This window comes from Achromobacter sp. 413638 (assembly GCF_043119405.1).
GTDB lineage: Bacteria > Pseudomonadota > Gammaproteobacteria > Burkholderiales > Burkholderiaceae_B > Achromobacter.
In genome coordinates this window covers 40,707-58,730 of sequence record NZ_JBICCO010000006.1, presented here as the reverse complement: position 1 = coordinate 58,730, position 18,024 = coordinate 40,707, and the positions used below count along the sequence as shown (strand labels likewise).

The following is an 18,024-nucleotide window of genomic DNA, read 5'->3' as shown; positions in this document are numbered from 1 at the left end:
CCTTTGGGGGATTGGACGCCTCTATAGATAGCTGGTGGTAGGCGGGAGGCGCTTCAGCCCTTCTCGGCTTCGGAGCGGGTGGCCACCACCTGCAGCTTCAGTTCGCCCAGGGCCTGGAACAGCGCGTTGCGGCTGGATTCCGGCATGTCGCCGAACATGTTCTTGACCCAGGTCTCGTGGGCGCGGGCCATGCGGGAGAAGGCTTTCTTGCCTTGCGGGGTGAGCTTGATCAGCGAGCTGCGGCGGTCGGATTCGACCTTGGTGCGGACCACCAGACCTTCCTTTTCGAGCTGGTCGGTGATGCCGGTGATATTGCCGTTGGTGACCATCATGTGGCGCGACAGCTCGCCCATCTTCATGCCCTTGGGCGCGCGTTGCAGCTGGGCCATCAGGTCGAAGCGCGGCAGGGTGGTGTCGAAGTCGTTGCGCAGCCGGCTGCGGATCTCGCCTTCGATCAGGTTGCAGCAGGTCAGCATGCGCAGCCACAGGCGCAGCGCGTGGTGGTCGTCGGGCGCGGCGCGGGATTCCAGGTCGGGGGTGTCGGTCATGGCGGAAGAGTTACCGGGAGGGCGGTTGGTCGGCGGGCGTCGGCGCCGCGGGCGCGCGGCCCGGCGCGTGCGTCTTGAGCGGCGGCGCAATGTCGGGTAAGGTCGCGCGGTCAGGGGAGCGGAACAGCGTAGCCATGCGGTAGTTTATTGGTAAAAACCCTAGACTTGTTTTGGCGAATACTTTAAACCTAAACTATGAAGCACGCCAGCCTTCCCCATGTCCCGCGGCGGGGGCGGGTGTCGCAAGCTCCCGTATGACTCCCGTTTGACGGCGGCGCACAGGCGCCGGCAGGCCGGGAAGAAGTCTTTCGAATCGCACCTCCAAAAAGAACATCTCTGCGCGGGCTCGCGCACGGAGCATCCACCATGCGTTTGATCACTTCCCTAATCGCCGCGGCCGCCCTGGTTCCGGCGCTGGCCCAGGCGGATGCCATCAAGGTCGGCATCGCCAACGACATTTCGGGTCCGTTCTCGGCGCTGGGCGCCGAGGCCCGCGACGGCTTCAACCTCGCCATCAAGCAGCTGGGCGGCAAGCTGGGCGGCCAGCCCGCCGAATTCCTGCAGACCGACATGGGCGGCAATCCCGACCAGGCCCGCCAGCTGGTCACGCGCTACCTGCAGCGCGAGAAGGTCGATTTCTTCACCGGCCCGATCGGCTCGAACGTGGCGCTGGCCGTGGGCCCCGCGCTGTTCGCCGCCAAGGTCCCCTACCTGTCCAACAACCCGGGCCCCAGCCAGTTCGCCGGCGCCCAGTGCAATCCGTACTGGTTCGGCACCTCGTACCAGAACGACGCCTTCCACGAGGCCGCCGGCAAGGTCGCGGCCGACAGCGGCTTCAAGAAGATGTTCATCATGGCCCCCGACTATCCGGCGGGCAAGGACGCGCTCAACGGCTTCAAGCGCGGCTACAAGGCCGCCCCGGGCGACGAGGTCTACACCAAGCTGGGCCAGATCGACTACGCGGCCGAGCTGGCGCAGATCCGCGCGGCCAAGCCGGACGCGGTCTACATCTTCCTGCCCGGCGGCATGGGCATCAATTTCGTCAAGCAGTTCGTGTCTGCCGGCCTGTCGCAGAGCATCAAGCTGATCGGCCCGGGCTTCTCGGCCGACGAGGACGTGATCCAGGCCGTGGGCGAGCCCATGCTGGGCATGGTCAACACGGCCCAGTGGGCGCATGACCTGGACGTGCCGCAGAACAAGGCCTTCGTCGAAGCCTTCCGCAAGGAATACAACGGCCGTTATCCCTCGGTCTACGCGGCCCAGGCCTACGACGTGATCATGGCCATGGACGCGGCGGTCAAGCAGGCCGGCGGCAAGGCCAGCGATCGCGACGCCATCGTGCGCGCGCTGGAAAAGGCCGACTACCCCTCGGTGCGCGGCAGCTTCACCTATGGCAAGAACCACTATCCCATCCAGGCCTATTACCAACGCGTGATCCAGAAGGACGCGAGCGGCCGCATCACCAACAAGCTGGTGGGCAAGGTCTTCGACAAGTACCAGGACGTCTACGTCGGGGAATGCAAATAGGGCCACCCCCGAAGCGCTGACGCGCTTCCCCCTAGGCGGGCCCCCCTCCAGGGGGCATGCCTGCGGACCGGCAAAGCCGGATCCGCGGCATCCCGATCGTGGGGCACCCGTTGCGTCGTTGGGCACTTCCTCGGGGTTGGTCTCGTGGCATGAGCGGGTAGGCGGTATCTGAAGAACTGGAAGCGCTTTATTGAATCGACCGTGCGCAGGCCATCGGCGGCGCGCGGCAGGGGGTAGTGTTCATGACGTTTACGCTGATCGTCGAGCAATTGCTGAACGGTCTGCAGTTTGGGTTGATGTTGTTTCTGATCGCGGCCGGGCTGACCCTGGTGTTCGGCATCATGGACATCATGAATCTGGCTCACGGCTCGCTCTACATGGCCGGCGCCTACGTGGCCGCCGAGACCATGCAACGCACGGGTTCCTTCACCGCCGCTGTCCTGGTGGCGGCCGTCGCCACCGGGCTGGTCGGCGTGGCGCTGGAGCTCACGCTGATCCGCCGCCTCGCGCTGCGCGACCATCTGGCACAGGTGCTGGGCACCTACGCCGTCATCCTGATCGCCAACGATCTGGTCAAGATGATCTGGGGGCCGGCGCCGGTCATGCTCAACATGCCGGCGGCGCTGTCCGGACCGGTGCGACTGTTGCCGGACCTGCTCTATCCCGCTTACCGCCTCATGATCATCGCCTTCGGCGTGGCCGCCGCGCTGGGCCTGTACTGGTTCGTGACGCGCACGCGCGCCGGGGTGCTGGTGCGCGCCGGCGCGTCCAACCGGCAGATGGCCACGCTGATGGGCGTGCGCGTGCCGCTGCTGTTCCTGGGCGTGTTCGCGCTGGGCGCCATGCTGGCCGCCGTGGCGGGCGCGCTGCTCGGCCCGATCACCTCGGTGCAGGTGGGCATGGGCGAGGAGATCCTGATCCTGGTGCTGGTCTGTATCGTCATCGGCGGCATCGGCTCGATCCGGGGCGCCTTCGTCGGCGCCTTGCTGGTGGGCATGGTGGACACGGCGGGCCGGGCCTTCCTGCCCATGCTGCTGCGCCAGGTGTTCTCGCCCGCCGTGGCGTCCAGCGTGGGGCCCACGCTGGCGGCCATCGCCATCTATGTGCTGATGGCGGCGGTGCTGGTGTTCCGGCCTTCGGGCCTGTTTCCGGCGCGGGGGTAAGGCAAGATGCGCAAACAGACTGCCTGGACCCTGGTCCTGCTGGCCCTGCTGGCGGTGTTTCCCCTGGTCGCGCCCGCGCTCGGCCTGGACTTCTATATTTCCTTCGTGCGCCGCGTGCTGATCTACGCGCTGGCCGCCACCAGCCTGAACCTGATCCTGGGCTACGGCGGCATGGTGGCGCTGGGCCACGCGGCCTTCTTCGGCGCCGGCGCCTATGCGGTGGGCATCCTGGCCATGTCGGGGGTGACGTCCGCGCTGGTGTCCTGGCCGGTGGCCGTGGCGCTGGCGGCCGTGCTGGCCTGCATCACCGGCGCGATCTCGCTGCGCACGCGCGGCGTGTACTTCATCATGATCACGCTGGCCTTCGCGCAGATGCTGTTCTACATCTTTATTTCGCTGCGGCAGTATGGCGGCGAGGACGGGCTGAACCTGCCGGGTCCGTCCACGCTGCCGGGGCTGTCGCTGGGCGACGACGTGTCGTTCTACTACCTGGTGCTGGCGCTGTTCACGCTCCTGTCCTGGCTGTTCGGACGGCTGGTGGCCTCCCGCTTCGGCACCGCGCTGCAAGGCATACGCGAGAACGAGTCGCGCATGGAGTCGCTGGGCTATCCGGTCTACCGAATCAAGCTGGCCGCCTTCACGCTGAGCGGCGCCGCGGCCGGACTGGCCGGCGCGCTGCTGGCCAACCACAACCTGTTCATCTCGCCCAGCCTGATGCACTGGACCCAGTCGGCCAACCTGCTGATCATGGTGCTGGTGGGCGGCATCGGCCTGCGCCATGGCGGCGTGGCCGGCGCGGTGGTGATGCTGACGCTGGAAGAGGTTCTGCGCTTGTGGACGGAATACTGGCACCTGCCGCTGGGCGTGCTGCTGCTGGGCGTGGTGTTCGGCGCGCCGCGCGGGCTGGTCGGCCTGCTGGGGCCATGGTTCGCCAGCCGCGCGACGGCGCGGCCGGGCAAGGAGGGATCGCGATGAACGCCGTCAATTCCGCGGTGCCTGCCCTGGAGGCGCGCGGCCTGGTGCGCCGCTTCGGCGCGCTGGTGGCGACCGACCAGGTATCGCTGAGCCTGGCGCCGGGCGAGATCCATGCCCTGATCGGCCCCAACGGCGCCGGCAAGTCCACCCTGATCCACCTGCTCTCGGGCACGCTGGCGGCCGACGCCGGCACGCTGCTGCTGGGCGGGCGCGACGTCACCGGCATGAACGCGCACCAGCGCGTGGCCGCGGGCCTGTCGCGCTCGTACCAGATCACCAATATCTTCAAGCAGTCTTCGGTGCTGGACAACCTGGTGCTGGCGGTACAGGCGCACGCGGGCAGCAGCTTCCGCTTCTGGCGTCCGCGCGCGGCCGAGACCGCGCTGTATGAACAGGCGCGCGAGCTGGCGCGCGAATGCGCCATCGACGCCAGCCTGCTGGAGCGTCCGGCCGGTACGCTGCCGCACGGCGAGCAGCGCAAGGTGGAGTTCGCGCTGGCCCTGGCCGCCCGGCCCGCCGTGCTGCTGCTGGACGAACCCATGGCCGGCATGGGGCCGGACGAGACGCTCAGGCTGACCGAGCTGATCGAGGCCATGCGAGGCCGCGCCGCCATGCTGCTGGTCGAGCACGACATGCAGGCCGTGTTCCGCCTGGCCGACCGCATTTCGGTGCTGGTGTACGGCCGCGTGATCGCAACCGGCACGCCTGACGAGATCCGCGCGAACGCCGACGTGCGCCAAGCCTATCTGGGTGACGAGGAAACCGCGCCCGCCCGCCAGGAGACTGCCTGATGCTCTCGATCGAATCGGCCAAGAGCGGCTACGGCGCGAGCCAGGTGCTGTTCGGCGTGGACCTGCGCATCGGCGCGGGACAGGTGGTGACCTTGCTGGGCCGCAACGGCATGGGCAAGACCACGCTGCTGCGCACCCTGTTCGGCCAGCTGCCGCTGCGCGGCGGCGCGATCCGCTTCGCCGGGCAGGACATCAGCGGCTGGAGTCCGGACCGCATCGCGCGCCTGGGCATGGCCATCGTGCCGGAAGGGCGACAGTGCTTTCCCAACCTGACGGTGCGCGAGCACCTGACGGCCTTTGTCGCGGCGCGCAATCCGGACATCGGCGCGCCCTGGACGCCCGAGCGGGTGTTCGAGCTGTTTCCCCGCCTGGGCGAACGCGCCCGCAACATGGGCAACCAGCTGTCCGGCGGCGAACAGCAGATGCTGGCCATCGGCCGGGCGCTGGTCACCAATCCGCGCCTGCTGATCCTGGACGAGGCCACCGAGGGCCTGGCGCCCAAGATCCGCGAGGAAATCTGGAACTGCCTGGCGCGGCTGCGCGAGGCCGGCCAGACCATCCTGGTGATCGACAAGTATGTCGAGCGCTTGCTCAGCCTGGCCGACCAGCACGTGATCCTGGAGCGCGGCAAGGTGGTCTGGACCGGCGACTCGCCGGCGCTGGACGCCGATCGCGGCCTGTGGGAACGCTATCTCGGGGTGTAGCGAGAAAGCCGCAATCCCCCTGCGCCGCCGGTTTGAAGATGCGACATAAACGGCAATAAAACCACATATAGTTTGCCGCAAGGAAAAACTTGACGCACAAAACGCTTCAAGGCGTTTACACCCGTTTCCATCGCCTGCGCGGTTCTCTACACTAAGCGCGCCACGCACCAGCTCGGTGCGTGGCCATCACTGCCCACGAGGCGGGTCGAGCGCGCGGCGGCAAGCCCTGCCCGCGGCCGCGGACTCGCGGCCGGGACGGCAGGCCGCGCATGCAAGACACTCCGCGCACGCCGCTACTTATCCAGTTGTCAGGAAGACTACGCATGGCGAAATGGGGTTTGCGCAAAAAATCGCTTATGGCTTTGCTGCTGGCGTGCCTGGTCGCGCTGGCGCCGGCCGCATTGATCGGCTGGCAGCTGCTGGACGGCGTCAGGGATCACTTCGGGCGGGCATTCGCCGACAACTTCACGCAACTGAACCGCCAGCGCATCCTGGCGCCGGTCTCGCGCGAACTGGCCCTGTCGCTGCGGCTGGCCGACAGCGAGGTCACGCGGCGCTGGCTGCGCAATGAGTCCGATCCGGCCGCGCGCGAGCTGTTCTTCCGCGAAGCCGACGGCTACCGCCGCGATCTGCTGGGCCGGGCCTACTTCATCGCCAGCGCCGCCACCGGCAACTATTACTTCAACGACGACCAGCCCCTGTCCGAGGCGCCGCGCTACACGCTGAGCCGCGGCGCCGCCGATGACGGCTGGTTCTACAAGTCCCTGCAGGCGTCCGCGCTCTACAACATCAACGTCAACCCCGACCTGAAGCTCAAGACCACGCGGGTCTGGATCAACGCCCAGGTGCGCGACGGCGACAAGGTGCTGGGCCTGACCGGCGCCGGCCTGGACGTGGGCGGCTTCCTGCGCGACTTCGTCAATAGCGGCCAGGCCGGCGTCACGCCCATCATCGTCGACGAGACGGGCGCGATCCAGGCGCACATGGATCCCACGCTGATCGCCTACAACTCCGGCGCCGGCGGCGCCGACGGCCGTGGCATGGTGTTCTCCCTGCTGGACCCCGGCCCGGGGCGCGAGGAACTGCGCTCGGCCATGCACGCGGCGCAGGCCGATCCACAGTCGGTGCAGTCGGCCTGGGTCGCGGTGGACGGCCACCGCCAGCTGGTGTCGGTGGCTTACATGCCCGAACTGCACTGGCATGTGCTGACCCTGGTGGACCTGGGCGCGGCCCGGGTGCTGGACACGGGCTGGATCTGGCCGGTGGCGGTGGGCCTGGTGCTGCTGTTCGCGGCCATGCTGCTGTGCTTCGGCTACGCCGTCGAGCGGTTGATGCTGCGGCCGCTGCGCCGGCTGCAGCAATCGGCCCGCGCCATCGCCAACGGCAGCTATGACGTCAGCCTGCCGCCCGGAGGCCAGGACGAGATCGGCGATCTCAGCAATGCCTTCGGCGTCATGGCCGACAAGGTGCGCCAGCACACGGCCGAGCTCGAGAGCAAGGTGCGCGAGCGCACCTCGGAGCTGGAAAACGCCAACCGCGCCATGGCCGCCGCGCACAAGAAGATCGGCGACTCCATCGACTACGCCAGCCTGATCCAGCGGGCCATCCTGCCGGATCGCCAGCTGACCCAGTCGCTGGGCGAGCATCACTTCGTGCTGTGGAAGCCGCGCGACGTGGTGGGCGGCGATTTTTACGTGTTCCGCTCCGATGGCGGGAATTGCCTGCTGGGCATCATGGACTGCGCCGGCCACGGCGTGCCGGGCGCGCTGATGACCATGCTGGCGCGCGCCGCCATCGACCTGGCGATCACCGAGGTCGGCCCGTCCGATCCGGCCGCCGTGCTGACCCGCACCGACAGCGCGATCCGCGCCATGCTTGCGGACGCGCAATTGCCGAGGGCGCTGGCGACCAATACGGACGCGGGGCTGGTATATATTGACCGCCAGGCTGGCCTGCTGCGCTACGCGGGCGCGAAGATCAGCCTGTACGCCAGCAATGGCGATGCGTTGCGCGAAGTTCCCGGAGGAAAGCGTGCGCTGGGTGATAAACGCGCGGGCGTCTACGAGAACATCGAGCTGTCGATGGAACCGGGCTGGACCTACACCCTGGCGACCGACGGCTTCCTGGATCAGGCGGGCGGTGAACATGGCTTCGGCTTCGGCAACACGCGCTTCGCCGACATGCTCAAGACCCACGCGCGGCGGCCGTTAACTGAACAGGTCGCCGCGTTCACGCAGGCGCTGGCCGATTATCAGGGCGGCCAGCCGCAGCGCGACGACATCACCTTGCTGTCTTTCCGTTTCGAATAATCGTTATCAGGGCGCCAACTTCCATGAATGCCTCCGATCTGTACGCCTTGGGCGAGCGGTTCAACCAGAACCGGACCCTGTTGTGCTTCAACGGGCCGATCTCCCGCAGCCTGATCGAAGAAATCGGCAACGCGCTGAAGAACTACCTGAATGTCGAGCACGCCCGGCCGGCGGAGGCCATGGACGTGTTCTCGGTCTATATCGAAATGATCCAGAACATCCGCCAGTACGCCGCCCAGAACGGCGACACCGACGCCTGCGCCACGGTGGTCATCGGCCGCCGCGACGAAAGCCGTTACGTGGTGTCGGCTGGCAACCTGGTGCGGATCGAGGACGGCAACGCCCTGGTGGCGCGCGTCCAGGAGCTGGCTGCCCTGGACAAGGCCGAGTTCAAGGCCGCCTACAAGGCGCAGCTTCACAAGCCCCGGGCCCAGGGCGTGGCCTCGGGCGCGGGCCTTGGGCTGATCGACATCGCCCGGCGCTCGGGCGCGCCGATGGAGGCCAGCCTGACGCCGGCCGCCGGCGAAGGCACGGCCTTCTTCAGCCTGAGCGCGGTGATCTGAACGCCGCCATGCCCACGGATTCCCAATTGAACAGGCCCCATGCGCCGGACCCAGCCGCCCGCGTCCGCGACGGGGCCCATCGGAGCTATTGATGAAAGACCTGAACATTCCCGGGACCCAGTCCACGCCCGCCATCACCGCGGATCCGGCGCGGGGCCTGCTGACCATGCGCGGCGATTCCTATCCTGAAAACTCGTTCGAGCTGTTCGGCCCGGTGATCGAGTGGGTGGAATCCTATCTGCTGGGAGCTAGCGCGCCGCTCAACCTGGAACTGGAACTGCTGTACATGAACACCAGCAGCATCAAGTCCATGATGGATATCTTCGACGTGCTGGAATCCGCCCACGGCAAGGGCCGCCAGGTTGGCGTCACCTGGTTCTACGACATGCGCAACGAGCGCGTCGGCGAACTGGCCGAGGAATTCAAGGAAGACTGCACCTTTCCCTTCTCGGTTATCGGCCGCCAATGAAAGCAGGCAACGCCGACCTGGACCAGCGCATCGCCGAATTGTTGGCGGATCCCGCCCATGTCGGGCATCCGCTGCGCGAGGCATTGGAGGCGCTGTGGCGCCATACCGCCGACCAGATGGCGCGGATCGAGCGCGTGACCCAGTTGTCGGATGCCTACCAGACCATGGCGCATGAGCGCGAGATCGGCCTGTGCGACCGCTTCGACCGGCAATTGCGCCGGCTGACCCGCATCGCCCGCATCTCCGATCACTACCAGAGCATGATGCGCGACCTGAACGCCGCGCTCGAGGAAACGTCCAGCCGCGACCCCCTGACCGGCCTGTTGAACCGCCGCGCCCTGATGGAGACGATCAAGCAGGAGGTGCAGCGCGTCGCGCGCGGCGGCCAGCCCTTCGTCGTGGGCATGCTGGACGTGGATCATTTCAAGGCGGTCAATGACCGCTACGGCCACGAGGCCGGCGACCGCGCCCTGGTCGAGCTGGCCAGGGTGCTGCGCCACGGCCTGCGCGAGTACGACCTGTGCGGCCGCTGGGGCGGCGAGGAGTTCCTGGTGCTGCTGCCCAATACCGGGCCGGAGGCGGCGCAGGCCGTCATGGACAGGCTGGTCGGCGAGGTCCGCGCCATGGTCATCGACGTGGGCGGCGAGGCGCTCAGGCTCACGGTCAGCATCGGCATGTCGTGCCATCAGCTGGGAGAGACCTTTTCAGAAACGCTCAGCCGCGCGGACCAGGCCCTGTACCTGGCCAAGCAGGACGGACGCGACCGCGTCGCCCTTGGATATACCCCCGGCGCTGAATGACTCCGGAACTGCTGTATTCCGGTATTGGAGCCTCATATGCTTGATTCTCATCTGGGCGTTCCCGACGCGGTTCCAGAAGCGGACGCGTGGCGAACGGGCAGCTACCTGGCATCGATGGATCGGGCGCTGCTGCTGTTCGACTTCGACCCGGCCGGCTCCGTGTTGAGTACGAATGCGAATTTTCTGGCGGCCATGGGCTACGCCAGCGACGAGGCGCTGACCCTGCGCCACGACATGCTGTGCGACAGCATGGACGAGGGCAAGGGCATCGCCAGCGCCGAACAGATCTGGGCCCGGCTGCGCCGCGGCGAACACTTCTCCGGCACCTGCCGCTACCGCCGCCGCAATGGCGGCGCGCTGTGGATCGAGGCCACCTACCTGCCGCAGATCAATCCGGCCGGCGAGGTCGAGCGCATCTCGGTCGTCTCGCGCAAGTCCATCGCCGACGCAGAGCGGCAGGAAGAGGTGCGCCTGCTGCTGCTGGGCATCAACGAGACCGGCAACGCCGTGGCCGTGTCCGGCCCGGACGGCCGCATCGTCTACGTCAACGAGGGCTTTCACCGCATGCTCGGCTTCGGCCGCGCCGACGCGGTCAATCAGGAGCTGGGCGAACTGCTGGCCGGCGGCCGGCCGGATGGCGGCACGCGCGAAGAGCTGGATCGCCGCATCGCCTGCCGCGAGGGCTACCACAAGGACGTGCTGGTCTACGATCGCGCCGGCAAGCCGCTATGGGTGTCTGTCATGGCCAACTCCGTGTTCGACGAGCGCGGCACGCTGGTCAACGTGGTGGATGTGCTGACCGACATCACCCCGACCAAGGTGCATGAGGTGCTGCAGCGCCGCGTGCTGCAGGCCATGGTCAACGAGGCATCTGTCACCGAAGTGATGAACATGGTGTGCCGCGAGGTCGAACGCCTGGCGCCCGAGGTGCTGACCACCGTGCTGCGGGTGGACGATGCCGGGCGGCTGCGGCCGCTGGCCGCGCCCAGCCTGCCGCCGGCGTTCAGCGACGCGCTGGACGGCGAGCCGATCGGCCCGCAATGCGGCGCCTGCGGCACTTCCGCCTTCCTGGGCCGGCCGGTCATCGTGCCGGATATCGCCACCGATCCGCTGTGGGACGGCTATCGCCACCTGCCGCTGCCGGACGACATCAAGTCCTGCTGGTCCTCGCCGATCAAGTCCAGCGATGGTCGCGTCATCGGCACTTTCGGCTTCTATTTCCGCGAGCGCCGGCTGCCCGACGACTTTCATCACCGCCTGGTGGATGTCTGCGTCTACCTGTGCGCGCTGGCGCTGGAGCGCGAGGAAGCGCGCGCCCGCATCCGCCAGCTGGCCTTCTACGACGAATTGACCGGGCTGCCCAACCGCAATCTGTTGCTGGCCCAGTCCGAGCAGGCCATCGCCCGCGCCGAGGCCGAGCGCAAGCGCGTGGCGGTGCTGTTCCTGGACCTGGACCGCTTCAAGCAGGTCAACGACACGCTGGGGCATCCCATCGGCGACGCGCTGCTGCGCGAGGTCGCGCTGCGGCTGCGGCGGCTGGCGCGCGCCACCGACATCGTCGGCCGGCTGTCGGGCGACGAGTTCGTCATGCTGCTGCCCGATTTCGAGCATGGCCGGCTGACCGCCGCCGCCGAGCACATCCTGGTGGCGCTGGCGCAGCCCTTCGGCGTGGGCGGCATCACGCTCAATCCCTCGGTCAGCATCGGCATCAGCGTCTTCCCGGAAAACGGGCGCGACATGGACACGCTGCTGCGCCACGCCGATATGGCCATGTACCAGGCCAAGACCGCCGGCGGCAACCGCATCTCCTTCTTCAGCGCCGAGATGAACCGGCAGGCGCAGGAACGCCTGGCGCTGGAGGCGGCCCTGCGCGATGCGCTGGAAGGCCGCGCGCTGCGGTTGCACTACCAGCCGCAGGTCGGGCTCAGGAACGGCAGCCTGTACGGCGTCGAGGCGCTGGCCCGCTGGCGCCATCCGACGCTGGGCGAGATCTCGCCGGCGCGCTTCGTGCCGCTGGCCGAGGAATGCGGGCTGATCGGCGACCTGGGCGACTGGGCGCTGCGCGAGGCCTGCTCGCAGCTGGCGACCTGGCGTCACAACGGCCTGCGAGTGCCTTCGGTGTCGGTGAACCTGTCGGCCACCAACTTCCACAATCTGAACCTGCCCCGGATGATCGCGGCGACGCTGGCGGAATTCGGCCTGGCGCCGGGCGACCTGATGCTGGAAATCACCGAGGGCGTGGTGCTGGACGCCACCGCCGGCACGCTGCGCACCATCGCCGAGCTGCATCGCCTGGGCGTGCGCCTGTCCATGGATGATTTCGGCACCGGCTATTCCAGCCTGGGGCACTTGCGCCGGCTGATCGTCGACGAGCTCAAGCTGGACCGCAGCTTCGTGCAGGGCCTGGAGAGCGACGACGCGGCGCGCGCGCTGACCAGCGCCGTGATCCGCATCGGCGAGAGCCTGAGCCTGCCCGTCGTGGCCGAGGGGATCGAGAACGAAGAGCAGCGGCGCTTCCTGATCGAGCAGGGCTGCGCGGCGGGGCAGGGTTTCCTGTTTTCGCCGCCCTTGCCGGCCAACGACCTGGAGCAGTGGCTGCGCGGTCGGTACTAGCGGCAGCTTGAACGCAAGGGCGGGCCGAGTCCCGCCCTTGTGCCGTTCCCGGCAGGCAGCGCCCCTCGGGGCGCGGGGCCCGGCGCCCCTCCACGCCTTCCCGACGGGTTGCCAGTCGCGGCAATTCGTCCCCATTTGATATCCGGACTAGTCGCTTTCCCCATTTGCGATAGGTCAATTTCGGGTATATATTTCAAGCCTAAACTATCCAGACCTAAATATCTGCGGCCCCCGCTCCTGCACACCCAGAGCGCCCGTCGCACACCATGGAGTGCATACGGAAATGAAAATAGTCTGCATCGGCGGCGGTCCCGCCGGCCTGTATTTCGGTCTGCTCATGAAGTTGCAGGATCCCGCCAACGAAGTCACGGTGATCGAGCGCAACCGCCCATATGACACCTTCGGTTGGGGCGTGGTGTTTTCCGACGCCACCATGCAGAACCTGCGCGAGGCCGATCCGGTGTCCGCCCAGACCATCGGCGACGCCTTCAACCACTGGGACGACATCGACATCCACTTCAAGGGTCGCAGCCTGCGCAGCGGCGGCCATGGCTTCATCGGCATCGGCCGCAAGAAGCTGCTGAACATCCTGCAGGCGCGCTGCGAGGAGGTGGGCGTCAAGCTGGTGTTCGAACAGTTCATCCAGGACGACCAGGCCATCGCGCGCGAATATGACGCCGACCTGGTGATCGCCTCGGACGGCATCAACAGCCAGGTCCGCACCCGCTACGCCGACACCTTCCGCCCCGACATCGACCAGCGCAACTGCCGCTTCGTCTGGCTGGGCACGAAAAAGGTCTTCGACGCTTTCACCTTCGCCTTTGTGCAGACCGAGCACGGCTGGTTCCAGGCGCACGCCTACCGCTACGAAGACGGCATGTCCACCTTCATCGTGGAAACGCCCGAGGAAACCTGGCAGGCCGCCGGCATCGAGCAGATGAGCCAGGAAGAGGGCATCGCCTATTGCGAAAAGCTGTTCGCGCCCTGGCTGGACGGCAATCCGCTGGTGAGCAACGCCTCGCACTTGCGCGGCTCGGCCATCTGGATCCGTTTCCCGCGCGTCATCTGCAACACCTGGGTGCACTGGAACACGCTGGACACCGCCCGCGGCGAGCGTCGCGTGCCGGTGGTGCTGATGGGCGACGCCGCCCACACCGCCCACTTCTCCATCGGCTCGGGCACCAAGCTGGCGCTGGAGGATTCCATCGAGCTGGCGCGCTGCCTGAGCGGCGCCGAAGGCAGCGTGGAACACGGCTTGAAGCACTACGAGGAAGTGCGCAGCGTGGAAGTGCTGAAGATCCAGAACGCCGCCCGCAACTCCACCGAATGGTTCGAGAACGTCAAGCGCTACGCTGGCCTGGAGCCGGAGCAGTTCGCCTACTCGCTGCTGACCCGCTCGCAGCGTATTTCGCACGAGAACCTGCGGCTGCGCGATCCGGCCTGGCTGGAAGGCTTCGAGCGCTGGATCGCCGAGCGCGCCGGCGCGCCGGCCCCGGCCGGCCAGCGTCCGGCCATGCCGATGCTCACGCCCTATCAGGCGCGCGGCGTGCGGCTCAAGAACCGCATCATGGTTTCGCCCATGGCCATGTACTCCTGCCAGGACGGCGTGCCGGGCGATTTCCACCTGGTGCATCTGGGCGGCCGCGCCATGGGCGGCGCCGGCCTGGTGATGGTGGAGATGACCTGCGTTTCGCCCGACGCGCGCATCACCCCGGGATGCCCCGGCCTGTGGAATGACGAGCAGGCGCGCGCTTTCACCCGCATCGTGGACTTCGTGCACGGCAACAGCGACGCCCGCATCGGCGTGCAGATCGGCCATGCCGGCCGCAAGGGCTCGACCCAGCTGGGCTGGCAGAAGATCGACCATCCGCTGACCGAAGGCAACTGGCCGCTGCTGTCGGCCTCGGCGCTGCCCTATATCGAGGGCGTGTCGCAGACGCCGCGCGCCATGACGCGCGCCGACATGGATCAGGTGCGCGACAACTTCGTGGCCGCCGCCCGGCGGGCCGTCGCCGCCGGTTTCGACTGGCTGGAGCTGCACTGCGCCCACGGCTATCTGCTGTCCAGCTTTATCTCGCCCCTGACCAACCAGCGCGACGACGAATATGGCGGCAGCCTGGAGAACCGGCTGCGCTATCCGCTGGAAGTGTTCCACGCGGTGCGCGCCGCCTGGCCCGAGGACAAGCCCATGTCGGTGCGGATCTCGGCGCACGACTGGGTCGAGGGCGGCATCACCCCCGACGACGCGGTCGAGATCGCGCGCCGCTTCAAGGCCGCCGGCGCCGACATGATCGACTGCTCGTCCGGCCAGGTCAGCAAGGCCGAGAAGCCCGTCTACGGCCGCATGTTCCAGACGCCCTTCGCCGACCGCGTGCGCAACGAAGCCGGCATTCCCACCATCGCCGTGGGCGCGATCTTCGAGGCCGACCACGCCAACGCCATCATCGCGTCCGGCCGCGCCGACCTGTGCGCGCTGGCCCGTCCGCACCTGGCCGACGCGTCCTGGACGCTGCGCGAAGCCGCCCGCGTGGGCTATCGTGACGTGACCTGGCCCAGCCAATATTTCGCCGGCAAGCGCCAGCTGGAAACCAACTTCGAGCGCGCCGCCGCCATGGCGCAATTGGACGTCAAATGAGTGAACTTGCATTGCCCCTGGCGGGCCGCCATGCGCTGGTGACGGGCGGCGCCCGAGGCATCGGCCTGGCCTGCGCCCGGGCGCTGCTGGCGCGCGGCGCCCGCGTCACGCTGCTGGGCCGCGATGGCGCGGCGCTGGACAGCGCCGTCGGGGGGCTGGCGAGCCTGGGCCAGGCCCAGGCCGTCAGCGCCGATATCGCCGACGAAGCCTCGGTGCGGCAGGCCTTCGCGCAGGCCGAGGCCGCCTTCGGCCCGGTGCACATCCTGGTGAACAACGCCGGCCAGGCGGTCAGCCAGAAGTTCGAGCGCACCGACGCCGCGCTGTGGCAGAACATGCTGGCGGTCAATCTGACCGGCACCTTCCACTGCGTCCAGGCGGCGCTGCCGGGCATGCTGGCGGCGGGCTGGGGCCGGGTGATCAACGTCGCCAGCACCGCCGGCCTGATCGGCTACGCCTATGTCAGCGCCTATTGCGCCGCCAAGCACGGCGTGATCGGCCTGACGCGCTCGCTGGCGCTGGAAACCGCGAGCAAGGGCGTGACCGTGAACGCGGTCTGCCCCGGCTACACCGAGACCGACATCGTGCGCGGCGCCGTCGCCAACATCGTCGACAAGACCGGCATGACGCCGGACGCCGCCCGCGCCAAGCTGGCCGAGCGCAACCCGCAGGGCCGCCTGGTGCAGCCCGAGGAAGTGGCCGAGACGGTCGCCTGGCTGGCCCTGCCGGCCAGCGCCTCGATCAATGGCCAGGCCATCGCCGTGGACGGCGGCGAAGTGATGACCGGCTGAGCCGGCGCCCACCCCTTGCATACAGAAACGGAGACACCATGAGCACGCAGACCGAAGAACACAGCATGAAGCACCACAAGCGTCCGCTCGCCGGCTACCAGGCGAAGACGTTCCTGTGGCAGGTGTCTGCGGACGGCAAGGTCGCCACCATCACGCTGAACCGGCCCGAGCGCAAGAATCCGCTGACCTTCGATTCCTATGCCGAGCTGCGCGACCTGTTCCGCGCGCTGGTCTACGCCACCGACATCAAGGTCGTGGTGGTGACGGGCGCGGGCGGCAATTTCTGCTCCGGCGGCGACGTGCACGAGATCATCGGCCCGCTGACCAGGATGAGCATGCCCGAGCTGCTGGACTTCACCCGCATGACGGGCGATCTGGTCAAGGCCATGCGCGCCTGCCCGCAGCCCATCGTGGCGGCGGTGGACGGCATCTGCGCCGGCGCCGGCGCCATGATCGCGCTGGCCTCGGACATGCGCCTGGGCACGCCTGCCGCGCGCACCGCCTTCCTGTTCACCCGCGTCGGCCTGGCCGGCGCGGACATGGGCGCCTGCACGCTGCTGCCGCGCATGATCGGCCAGGGCCGCGCGTCGGAACTGCTGTACACCGGCCGCGCCATGACGGCCGAAGAAGGCGCCAGCTGGGGCTTCTTCAACGCGCTGCACGATGGCGCCGGGCTGCTCGACGCCGCCCAGGCGCTGGCCGCGCAGCTGGCCGCCGGCCCGACCTTCGCCCATGGCGTGACCAAGAAGCTGCTGCACCAGGAATGGAACATGGGCGTGGACGAGGCCATCGAGGCCGAGGCCGAGGCCCAGGCGATCTGCATGCAGACGCGCGATTTCCATCGCGCTTATGAAGCGTTCGTCGCCAAGCAAAAGCCGATATTCGAAGGAAACTGAAATGCGTGATGCAAGCTGGTTGGACTGGCCCTTTTTCGAGGAACGGCACCGCGTCCTGGCGCACGAGGTCGACGCCTGGTGCGAGCGCTCGCTGGGCGAGGTCGATCATCATGATGCGGACGCCGCCTGCCGCAAGCTGGTCAAGGCCATGGGCGAGGCCGGCTGGCTGCGCTACGCGGTCGCCGGCGGTCCTGGCGGCGCCTGGGGCGGCGCGTTGCCCGAGGTTGATTCGCGCTCGGTCTGCATCCTGCGCGAAACGCTTGCGCGCCATGAAGGGCTGGCGGACTTCGCCTTCGCCATGCAGGGCCTGGGCAGCGGCGCGATCTCGCTGATGGGTTCCGATGCGCTGCGCGCGCGCTACCTGCCGCGCGTGGCGCGCGGCGAGGCCATCGCCGCCTTCGCGCTGTCCGAGCCCGAGGCCGGTTCCGACGTGGCCGCGCTGGCCTGCGAAGCCCGGCTGGACGGCGACGCCTATGTGCTCAACGGCGCCAAGACCTGGATCTCCAACGGCGGCATCGCCGACTTCTACTGCGTGTTCGCGCGCACCGGCGAGGCGCCGGGCGCGCGCGGCATCAGCGCCTTTGTCGTGGACGCCGACACCCCGGGCTTCGAGGTCAGCGAGCGCATCGACCTGATCGCCCCGCACCCGCTGGCCACGATCACTTTCGACAACTGCCGCATCCCCGTCGCGCAGCGGCTGGGCGAGCCGGGGCAGGGCTTCAAGCTGGCCATGATGACGCTGGACATCTTCCGCGCCTCGGTGGCGGCGGCGGCGCTGGGCTTCGCCCGTCGCGCGCTGGACGAGGGGCTGGAACGGGCCAGGTCGCGCCGCATGTTCGGCCAGACCCTGGCCGACCTGCAGCTGACGCAGGCGGCGCTGGGCGACATGGCCACCGCCATCGATTCCTCGGCGCTGCTGACCTATCGCGCCGCCTGGATGCGCGACGTGCAGAAGCAGCGCACCACGCGCGAGGCGGCGATGGCCAAGATGACCGCCACCGAGTCGGCCCAGGCCGTGATCGACCGCGCGCTGCAGATGTTCGGCGGCGCGGGCGTGGTCTCCGGCATGCCGGTGGAAAAGCTGTACCGCGAGATCCGGGCGCTGCGCATTTACGAGGGCGCCACCGAAGTCCAGAAGTTGATCATTGCCCGTGAACTACTGAAATCCTGACGGACGCCGCAGAGCGCCCGCGAGACCAGGCCACGCCACCAAACCACACAGCACAGACGGCAAGGGGTTTTC

15 protein-coding genes are annotated in these 18,024 nt (G+C 68.1%); 14 read left to right on the top strand and 1 reads right to left on the bottom strand.

The window, feature by feature from the left end; genetic code table 11:
- Window positions 1-53: 53 nt before the first annotated feature.
- Window positions 54-548: a MarR family winged helix-turn-helix transcriptional regulator gene (locus ACEU5R_RS04345; RefSeq protein ID WP_103272290.1), complete on the bottom strand. Its 495-nt coding sequence runs from the start codon at window positions 546-548 to the stop codon at window positions 54-56.
- Window positions 549-914: 366 nt separating this feature from the next.
- On the opposite strand from ACEU5R_RS04345, the gene ACEU5R_RS04340 reads away from it, so the two are divergent.
- From ACEU5R_RS04340 to ACEU5R_RS04275, 14 genes are all read left to right on the top strand, one after another.
- Complete coding sequence (locus ACEU5R_RS04340; RefSeq protein ID WP_103272291.1) at window positions 915-2,075, top strand: ABC transporter substrate-binding protein; 1,161 nt, start codon at window positions 915-917, stop codon at window positions 2,073-2,075.
- Window positions 2,076-2,317: 242 nt separating this feature from the next.
- A complete protein-coding gene (locus tag ACEU5R_RS04335; protein ID WP_103276304.1) occupies window positions 2,318-3,238 on the top strand; it encodes a branched-chain amino acid ABC transporter permease in 921 nt (306 codons plus the stop codon).
- Between the two features lie 6 nt (window positions 3,239-3,244).
- Complete coding sequence (locus ACEU5R_RS04330; protein WP_392409221.1) at window positions 3,245-4,213, top strand: branched-chain amino acid ABC transporter permease; 969 nt, start codon at window positions 3,245-3,247, stop codon at window positions 4,211-4,213.
- Window positions 4,210-5,004 carry an ABC transporter ATP-binding protein gene (locus ACEU5R_RS04325; protein ID WP_392409220.1) on the top strand — a complete coding sequence of 265 codons (795 nt, stop codon included), beginning with the start codon at window positions 4,210-4,212 and terminating at the stop codon, window positions 5,002-5,004. The genes ACEU5R_RS04330 and ACEU5R_RS04325 overlap by 4 nt, the downstream gene beginning before the upstream one ends.
- A complete protein-coding gene (locus tag ACEU5R_RS04320; protein WP_103272294.1) occupies window positions 5,004-5,708 on the top strand; it encodes an ABC transporter ATP-binding protein in 705 nt (234 codons plus the stop codon). The genes ACEU5R_RS04325 and ACEU5R_RS04320 overlap by 1 nt, the downstream gene beginning before the upstream one ends.
- Window positions 5,709-6,031: 323 nt before the next feature.
- Window positions 6,032-8,017 (top strand): biofilm regulation protein phosphatase SiaA, encoded by a 1,986-nt coding sequence (gene siaA / locus ACEU5R_RS04315; RefSeq protein WP_199770968.1) that lies wholly within the window; start codon window positions 6,032-6,034, stop codon window positions 8,015-8,017.
- A gap of 23 nt (window positions 8,018-8,040) precedes the next feature.
- Complete coding sequence (siaB, locus tag ACEU5R_RS04310; protein ID WP_392409218.1) at window positions 8,041-8,580, top strand: biofilm regulation protein kinase SiaB; 540 nt, start codon at window positions 8,041-8,043, stop codon at window positions 8,578-8,580.
- Window positions 8,581-8,671: 91 nt separating this feature from the next.
- The gene (gene siaC, locus ACEU5R_RS04305) at window positions 8,672-9,049 is read left to right on the top strand and encodes a biofilm regulation phosphoprotein SiaC (RefSeq protein WP_392409217.1); all 378 of its coding nucleotides are present in this window, start codon (window positions 8,672-8,674) and stop codon (window positions 9,047-9,049) included.
- Window positions 9,046-9,849: a biofilm regulation diguanylate cyclase SiaD gene (gene siaD / locus ACEU5R_RS04300; protein ID WP_103272298.1), complete on the top strand. Its 804-nt coding sequence runs from the start codon at window positions 9,046-9,048 to the stop codon at window positions 9,847-9,849. The genes siaC and siaD overlap by 4 nt, the downstream gene beginning before the upstream one ends.
- Before the next feature lie 36 nt (window positions 9,850-9,885).
- Window positions 9,886-12,462, top strand: coding sequence for an EAL domain-containing protein (locus ACEU5R_RS04295; RefSeq protein ID WP_392409216.1), 2,577 nt, complete (start codon window positions 9,886-9,888; stop codon window positions 12,460-12,462).
- Between the two features lie 283 nt (window positions 12,463-12,745).
- A complete protein-coding gene (locus tag ACEU5R_RS04290; RefSeq protein WP_392409215.1) occupies window positions 12,746-15,097 on the top strand; it encodes a bifunctional salicylyl-CoA 5-hydroxylase/oxidoreductase in 2,352 nt (783 codons plus the stop codon).
- Window positions 15,094-15,885 carry an SDR family NAD(P)-dependent oxidoreductase gene (locus tag ACEU5R_RS04285; protein WP_392409214.1) on the top strand — a complete coding sequence of 264 codons (792 nt, stop codon included), beginning with the start codon at window positions 15,094-15,096 and terminating at the stop codon, window positions 15,883-15,885. Before ACEU5R_RS04290 ends, ACEU5R_RS04285 begins: the two co-directional genes overlap by 4 nt.
- A gap of 38 nt (window positions 15,886-15,923) precedes the next feature.
- The gene (locus tag ACEU5R_RS04280; protein ID WP_103272302.1) at window positions 15,924-16,781 is read left to right on the top strand and encodes an enoyl-CoA hydratase family protein; all 858 of its coding nucleotides are present in this window, start codon (window positions 15,924-15,926) and stop codon (window positions 16,779-16,781) included.
- A 1-nt stretch (window position 16,782) separates the two neighbouring features.
- Window positions 16,783-17,952: an acyl-CoA dehydrogenase family protein gene (locus ACEU5R_RS04275; RefSeq protein WP_392409213.1), complete on the top strand. Its 1,170-nt coding sequence runs from the start codon at window positions 16,783-16,785 to the stop codon at window positions 17,950-17,952.
- The last annotated feature ends 72 nt before the right edge of the window (window positions 17,953-18,024 follow it).

Coding starts and splice junctions, on each gene's coding strand:
- siaC (WP_392409217.1), top strand. CDS start 8,672: ATGAAAGACCTGAACATTCCCGGGACCCAGTCCACGCCCGCCATCACC.
- ACEU5R_RS04285 (WP_392409214.1), top strand. CDS start 15,094: ATGAGTGAACTTGCATTGCCCCTGGCGGGCCGCCATGCGCTGGTGACG.
- ACEU5R_RS04340 (WP_103272291.1), top strand. CDS start 915: ATGCGTTTGATCACTTCCCTAATCGCCGCGGCCGCCCTGGTTCCGGCG.
- ACEU5R_RS04320 (WP_103272294.1), top strand. CDS start 5,004: ATGCTCTCGATCGAATCGGCCAAGAGCGGCTACGGCGCGAGCCAGGTG.
- ACEU5R_RS04280 (WP_103272302.1), top strand. CDS start 15,924: ATGAGCACGCAGACCGAAGAACACAGCATGAAGCACCACAAGCGTCCG.
- ACEU5R_RS04325 (WP_392409220.1), top strand. CDS start 4,210: ATGAACGCCGTCAATTCCGCGGTGCCTGCCCTGGAGGCGCGCGGCCTG.
- siaD (WP_103272298.1), top strand. CDS start 9,046: ATGAAAGCAGGCAACGCCGACCTGGACCAGCGCATCGCCGAATTGTTG.
- ACEU5R_RS04295 (WP_392409216.1), top strand. CDS start 9,886: ATGCTTGATTCTCATCTGGGCGTTCCCGACGCGGTTCCAGAAGCGGAC.
- siaA (WP_199770968.1), top strand. CDS start 6,032: ATGGCGAAATGGGGTTTGCGCAAAAAATCGCTTATGGCTTTGCTGCTG.
- ACEU5R_RS04275 (WP_392409213.1), top strand. CDS start 16,783: ATGCGTGATGCAAGCTGGTTGGACTGGCCCTTTTTCGAGGAACGGCAC.
- siaB (WP_392409218.1), top strand. CDS start 8,041: ATGAATGCCTCCGATCTGTACGCCTTGGGCGAGCGGTTCAACCAGAAC.
- ACEU5R_RS04335 (WP_103276304.1), top strand. CDS start 2,318: ATGACGTTTACGCTGATCGTCGAGCAATTGCTGAACGGTCTGCAGTTT.
- ACEU5R_RS04330 (WP_392409221.1), top strand. CDS start 3,245: ATGCGCAAACAGACTGCCTGGACCCTGGTCCTGCTGGCCCTGCTGGCG.
- ACEU5R_RS04290 (WP_392409215.1), top strand. CDS start 12,746: ATGAAAATAGTCTGCATCGGCGGCGGTCCCGCCGGCCTGTATTTCGGT.
- ACEU5R_RS04345 (WP_103272290.1), bottom strand. CDS start 548: ATGACCGACACCCCCGACCTGGAATCCCGCGCCGCGCCCGACGACCAC.